Below are 6,000 nucleotides of genomic sequence, written 5' to 3'. Positions count from 1 at the left end.
GGAGCTGGGTATCTACGCTCATTTTATCCATTATCAGAACACCTCAGATTGTGTTCCAACTTTTGGGGTACACCTCATTTTTGGCTTCAAAATGGCCCATGGCGTTCCAGTATTTTAGAATCCAACCGGCAGGCGGCAATTTCAACTAACACTAAGCGTCATTATCACTTTTCGAATTAGAACGATTACCGATTGTCATTGGGACATCCTTAATGGGTGTTTATAGCCAACATGACAAGATTAAAAATGAGTGTCAGCCAATCCTAGCCAACTTGAATAGCAAGCAACACCAGCTTATCGTCCTGGAAAATGGCATACAGACGCGTGAAACTTTGGTATAATAACGATTGAAATTATTTAAGGGGAAGTCACACACATGAAACTGAAAAAATGGATTCAGTTAGGGCTTATTATGGCCTTAATCGTGCCCTTGACCGCTTGCGGGGCTAAGAGCAACAAAAAAGCAGCTAGCAGTAGTTTACCGAAACCAACGAAGGTTGTTCAAACGCCATCGGAAGATACCCAGTTTATGATGGGAACGGTCGTCACGTTGCGTGTTTACAATAAAGGTAAAGCCAGCGTGATCGATGGCGCCTTTAGGCTGTTAAAGAAAGAAGCTAAAGAAGTCACGACCAATGCGAAAGGGTCGGAGATTGATAAAGTAAACGCTGCGGCTGGTAAGCATCCGGTCGTGGTTAGTAAAGATGTCTATCCAATTGTCAAAGCAGCTTATTACTATAGTCAAAATTCAAACGAATCGTTTGATATGGCGATTGGCTCAATTACCCAACTTTGGCGGATTGGGTTCCCTGATGCACGGGTACCAAGCAAGGCTGAAATTGCCAAGAACGTTAAATTAGTTGATTATACTAAAGTTAAACTGAATGATAAGAAACGCTCCGTTTATCTCGAGAAAAAAGGGATGAAGTTAGACTTAGGTGGCATCGCCAAGGGGTATATGACCGACCAAGTGCGTCAATACTTTGCTGAACATGGCGTGTCGACGGCGATTATTGATCTTGGCGGGAATATCTTCGTTATGGGAGATAGCCCCAAAGGCACTAAATCAGGCAATTGGACAGTCGGCATTCAAGATCCCAAAGAATCGCGCGGGACTGCGATTGGGTCAATTCCGGCTAAAAACATGTCGATTGTGACCTCTGGGATTTATGAACGTTACCTTAAGAAAAATGGGAAGGTCTACAGTCATTTGATGGATCCTCAAACTGGGGCACCATTCCAGAATAACTTGATGGGCGTGTCCATTATTTCTAAGAAGTCGACCGATGGGGATGGCTTGTCCACTGCCACCTTTGATAAAGGGTTGAGCAAAGGGATGAAGTACATTAACGCTAAGGCCAACAAGGGCGTTGGGGCCATCTTTATTACGAAGGATAAAAAGGTCTATGTCTCGAATAATTTGAAGAAGAAGTTTACACTGTTTGGTGATAATGGTTACAAGTACGGACCCGCTAGTGATTTGAAATAGCAGCGTATGGTATGATAATAACCATCAGTAATTAAGAAATGAGGGACCATGGTGAGTCAGATAATTGACGTTGAACATTTAAATTATCGCTATCCGCAACAAGCCGCGGATCAGCTAACGTTAACAGACATTTCATTTACGGTCGCGGCCGGTGAATGGGTGGCGATTGTTGGCCATAATGGTTCCGGTAAATCGACCTTAGCTAAAAACTTAAACGGCTTATTAGCACCCGTTTCTGGAAAAATCACGATTGATGGGCAAGTGCTTTCCGAACAGACAGTGTGGGATATTCGTCGCAAGATCGGGATGGTCTTTCAAAATCCCGATAATCAATTTGTCGGCGCAACGGTCGAAGATGACGTCGCGTTTAGCTTGGAAAACCAAGGCATTCCGCGTGATGAGATGTTGTCACGGGTGGCTGAAGCGTTGGCCCAAGTCGATATGCAAGATTTTGCTACGCGGGAACCAGCACGGTTATCAGGTGGTCAAAAGCAGCGGGTAGCTTTAGCTGGAATGATTGCGGCACGGCCGCAGATCTTGATCTTAGATGAGGCGACATCAATGCTTGATCCAGAAGGGCGTGCCGAAGTCTTACAAACGATTCGGCAAATGAAGGCTGATTCAGATCTAACGGTTTTATCGATTACCCATGATATTGATGAAGCCGCAAATGCGAATCGGGTGTTAGTGGTGAATGATGGTCACTTGGTCGAAGAAGGAACGCCCGCGGAGATTTTTCAACACGGTCCCGCTTTGATTAAGATGGGCTTAGATATGCCCTATCCAGAACGATTAAAAGCGGCTTTAGCGCGGCTAGGGGTTCAAGTCCCCGCAACGTACTTAACAGAGAAAGGGATGGCAGACTGGTTATGGCAATTACGTTCAAACAAGTAGAATTTACTTACCAACCGGGTACCCCCTTTGAGACTAAGGCGTTAACTGATATTAATGTGACGATTCCCGACGGCTCTTATACGGCTTTAATTGGCCATACTGGGAGTGGTAAGTCGACATTGTTGCAGCATTTAGATGCGTTATTAAAGCCGACTAGTGGGACGGTCACGATTGGGGATCGGGTGATTACGCCGACGACTAGTAACAAAGATTTAAAAAGTTTACGGCAGCATGTCGGGATTGTTTTCCAGTTTCCCGAAAGTCAATTGTTCGAGGAAACGGTCGAAAAAGACATTGCGTTTGGTCCCCAAAACTTTGGCGCTAGCGAAGCCGATGCGTTGAAACTAGCAGCTAAGATGTTGACCTTAGTCGGCTTAGACTCGGACTTACTGCAACGGTCGCCGTTCGACTTGTCCGGTGGGCAGATGCGGCGGGTGGCGATTGCGGGTGTGCTAGCGATGCAGCCGAAAGTCTTAGTACTCGATGAACCCACGGCCGGATTAGATCCGCAAGGTCGTTTAGAAATGATGGAAATGTTCGCGCGGTTGCGGCATGAACAACAGCTAACCATCGTGTTAGTGACCCATCAGATGGACGATGTGGCGAATTATGCCAATAACGTCATCGTGATGGATCATGGGCAAGTGGTTAAGACTGGGACACCGCAAGCGATTTTTAAAGACCCACAGTGGCTGGCTGAGCACCATCTAGGCTTGCCTAAAACGACCGCCTTTGCACAGCAATTAATGGCGCGTGGGATGACTTTTGATGAGATGCCGTTAACGGAAGATCAATTAGCGGCCGCTTTGGTTAAGCAGTTACCAGCTAGTATGCTGGGAGGTGGTGACCATGATGAGTAAACTAATCTTTGGCCGCTATATTCCCGGCAATTCCGTGATCCATCATATGGATCCGCGGGCCAAGCTCTTGTTGAGTTTTTACTTTATCGGGATTATCTTTATTGCCAATAATTGGCCAACTTATGTGCTATTATTTGCTTTCACGTTACTGGCGATTAAGCTCTCCGGTGTGAAATGGTCCTTCTTCATCAACGGGGTGAAACCGCTGATTTGGCTGATTTTATTTACCGTGGTCTTACAGATTCTATTCAGTGCGAGTGGCGGACATGTCTACTTGCAATGGGGGATTATTACTATCAGTCAGTTTGGACTGATCAATGGGGTCTATATCTTCTGTCGGTTCGTGTTGATTATCTTTATGTCGACGCTATTGACGTTAACGACCCCACCGTTGGAATTGTCCGATGCGATTGAATATCTTTTAATGCCGTTAAAAGTGGTCCACTTTCCGGTCTACGAAGTAGCGTTGATGTTATCGATTGCATTACGCTTTGTACCGACGTTGATGGATGAAACGGAGAAGATTATGAATGCGCAACGGGCGCGGGGGGTCGACTTTGGGGAAGGTAATATCTTCCAACAAATGCGGGCAATCGTGCCGTTGTTGATTCCGTTGTTCGTCAGTTCATTTAATCGGGCCGAAGATTTGGCAACGGCGATGGAAGCGCGCGGGTATCAAGGCGGTGAAGGCCGCAGTAAATATCGGATTTTAAAGTGGCATGGTCGTGATACTTGGGCGACAGTGGCTTTTGCAGCGTTGACCGTTGCACTAGTCTTTTTACGTGCTTAGACGTTTAAAAGGTGGGGCCAATTGCCCGCCTTTTTTGATGGAGGATTTTGTGACAACGAGATATAAAATAATACTAGCGTATGATGGCACTAACTTTGCCGGTTTTCAGCGCCAGCCTGGACAACGGACGGTTGAACAAGTACTGACTAAAGCCGTTAATAAAATGGCTAAAGATCCGGCTCAGCCGATTATTATCTATGGTGCTGGTCGGACCGATGCTGGGGTTCATGCATTTGGCCAGGTCGTGCATTTTGATCTTCCTTATGAGATTAGCCCAGAAGGCGTTCGGCGTGGCTTAAGTAGCATGCTGCCGATGGATATGCTGGTTAAACAAGTTGAAATTGTGCCCGCTGACTTTCATGCCCGGTACAATACAGTTGGCAAGCGTTATTGGTACCGCGCGTATCAAGATGAGTTTGTCGATCCGTTTAAGCGGAATTTTACCGGTCATTTTAAGTTTCAAGCCGATATTGACCGGATTCAACAGGCAATCCCAGATTTGGTCGGCAAGCATGATTTTTCAACGTTTGTGGCATCGGGCTCACAAGCTCACGATCATGTGCGGGAGATCTATGCCGCCAAAGCTTGGGCGATTCCTGATGAACGAGAAATTCAGTTTGAATTTTGCGGCAGTGGGTTCTTGTATAACCAGGTTCGAATCATGGTCGCAGTCTTGATGGAAATCGGTCAAGGTCGGCGCGAAGTGGACTGTATACCGCAACTTTTAGCGGCTAAGAATCGGGCGATGGCCCGGGGAACCGCGCCGGCTTCTGGCCTGTATATGAAAAAAGTGTATTACGATCCACAAGATTTACAAACCGATCTAATTAATGATTGACTTCTAGTGGTAAATTCGGTAAACTAATCGTTGGTATTGTTTGCCCCACGATAAGCCCCGGAATCTTATTGAGTGTCAAGCAAAACAGAAAATGGAGGAACACAACGTGCGTACAACATATATGGCTAAACCAGGTGAAATTGATCGTAAATGGTATGTAGTTGATGCTACGGATGTCCCATTGGGTCGTCTTTCAACAGTCGTTGCATCAATTTTACGTGGAAAGAACAAACCAACATTCACACCAAACGTGGATACTGGTGACAACGTAATCGTTATCAATGCAAGTAAGATTGCTTTAACAGGTAAGAAAGCAGAACGTAAGATTTATTATCATCATACTGCTTATGCTGGTGGTTTAAAGGAACGGACTGCCGGTGACTTCCGTGAAAAGGAACCCGAAAAATTGATTGAAACTTCAGTTAAGGGTATGCTTCCTCACAACTCTTTAGGTCATAAGATGGGCTTGAAGTTGCATGTTTATGCTGGTGCAGAACATACGCAACAAGCACAACAACCTGAAGTTTTGGATATCACGAACTTAATCTAAGGAGGAAACTACATTGGCTCAAGTACAATATCGCGGCACAGGCCGTCGTAAAGATTCAGTAGCCCGCGTACGTTTAGTACCAGGTTCTGGCAAAATTGTTATGAATGACAAATCAGTTGAAGACTATATTCCATTTGCGGACATCCGTAAGGAATTGTTACAACCATTCGAAGTAACTGAAACAACTGATCAATATGACGTTTTAGTTAACGTCAATGGTGGTGGGTTCCACGGCCAAGCCGGCGCAACTCGTCATGGTATCGCTCGGGCATTGCTTGAAGTTGATCCAGATTTCCGCGGTCCTTTGAAGCGCGCTGGTCTTTTGACTCGTGACGCTCGTATGAAGGAACGTAAGAAGCCAGGTTTGAAGAAAGCCCGTAAAGCTTCACAATTCTCAAAGCGTTAAGATTTATTTTTTTCGAAATACGTTGTTATACCAACATTTTCGTACACGGAACACCTGTCTTTTGGCGGGTGTTTTTTTGCGCACTTTTTTGTTAGTAGCTGGGGTCTGGACTGATGCTGAAACGATCGGTAGTGAAGATGGTCAATTACCGAGCATAACTTGTTAACGCTGTG

Annotated in this window: 7 protein-coding genes; all 7 read left to right on the top strand. The window is 45.5% G+C overall.

The features are described 5' to 3' along the window. Window positions 1-376: 376 nt before the first annotated feature. Entirely contained in the window at window positions 377-1,489 is a 1,113-nt protein-coding gene (locus tag FFM77_RS09355; RefSeq protein ID WP_137635511.1) for an FAD:protein FMN transferase, read from the top strand. Between the two features lie 48 nt (window positions 1,490-1,537). After that, on the top strand, window positions 1,538-2,383 hold the full coding sequence (locus FFM77_RS09350) for an energy-coupling factor ABC transporter ATP-binding protein (protein ID WP_137635510.1): 846 nt from the start codon (window positions 1,538-1,540) through the stop codon (window positions 2,381-2,383). Beyond that, the gene (locus FFM77_RS09345) at window positions 2,359-3,243 is read left to right on the top strand and encodes an energy-coupling factor ABC transporter ATP-binding protein (RefSeq protein ID WP_137635509.1); all 885 of its coding nucleotides are present in this window, start codon (window positions 2,359-2,361) and stop codon (window positions 3,241-3,243) included. The genes FFM77_RS09350 and FFM77_RS09345 overlap by 25 nt, the downstream gene beginning before the upstream one ends. Beyond that, window positions 3,233-4,033, top strand: a complete 801-nt coding sequence (locus FFM77_RS09340) for an energy-coupling factor transporter transmembrane component T family protein (RefSeq protein ID WP_137635508.1) — start codon at window positions 3,233-3,235, stop codon at window positions 4,031-4,033. The genes FFM77_RS09345 and FFM77_RS09340 overlap by 11 nt, the downstream gene beginning before the upstream one ends. Window positions 4,034-4,082: 49 nt before the next feature. Further along, window positions 4,083-4,871, top strand: coding sequence for a tRNA pseudouridine(38-40) synthase TruA (truA, locus tag FFM77_RS09335; RefSeq protein ID WP_137635507.1), 789 nt, complete (start codon window positions 4,083-4,085; stop codon window positions 4,869-4,871). Between the two features lie 106 nt (window positions 4,872-4,977). Further along, a complete protein-coding gene (rplM, locus tag FFM77_RS09330) occupies window positions 4,978-5,421 on the top strand; it encodes a 50S ribosomal protein L13 (RefSeq protein WP_137635506.1) in 444 nt (147 codons plus the stop codon). Window positions 5,422-5,434: 13 nt separating this feature from the next. Next, on the top strand, window positions 5,435-5,827 hold the full coding sequence (gene rpsI, locus FFM77_RS09325; protein WP_137635505.1) for a 30S ribosomal protein S9: 393 nt from the start codon (window positions 5,435-5,437) through the stop codon (window positions 5,825-5,827). The last annotated feature ends 173 nt before the right edge of the window (window positions 5,828-6,000 follow it).

Source organism: Lactiplantibacillus songbeiensis (assembly GCF_005405125.1).
GTDB lineage: Bacteria > Bacillota > Bacilli > Lactobacillales > Lactobacillaceae > Lactiplantibacillus > Lactiplantibacillus songbeiensis.
The sequence above is the reverse complement of the archived record's forward strand: the minus strand, read 5'-3'. Positions and strand labels throughout refer to the sequence as shown.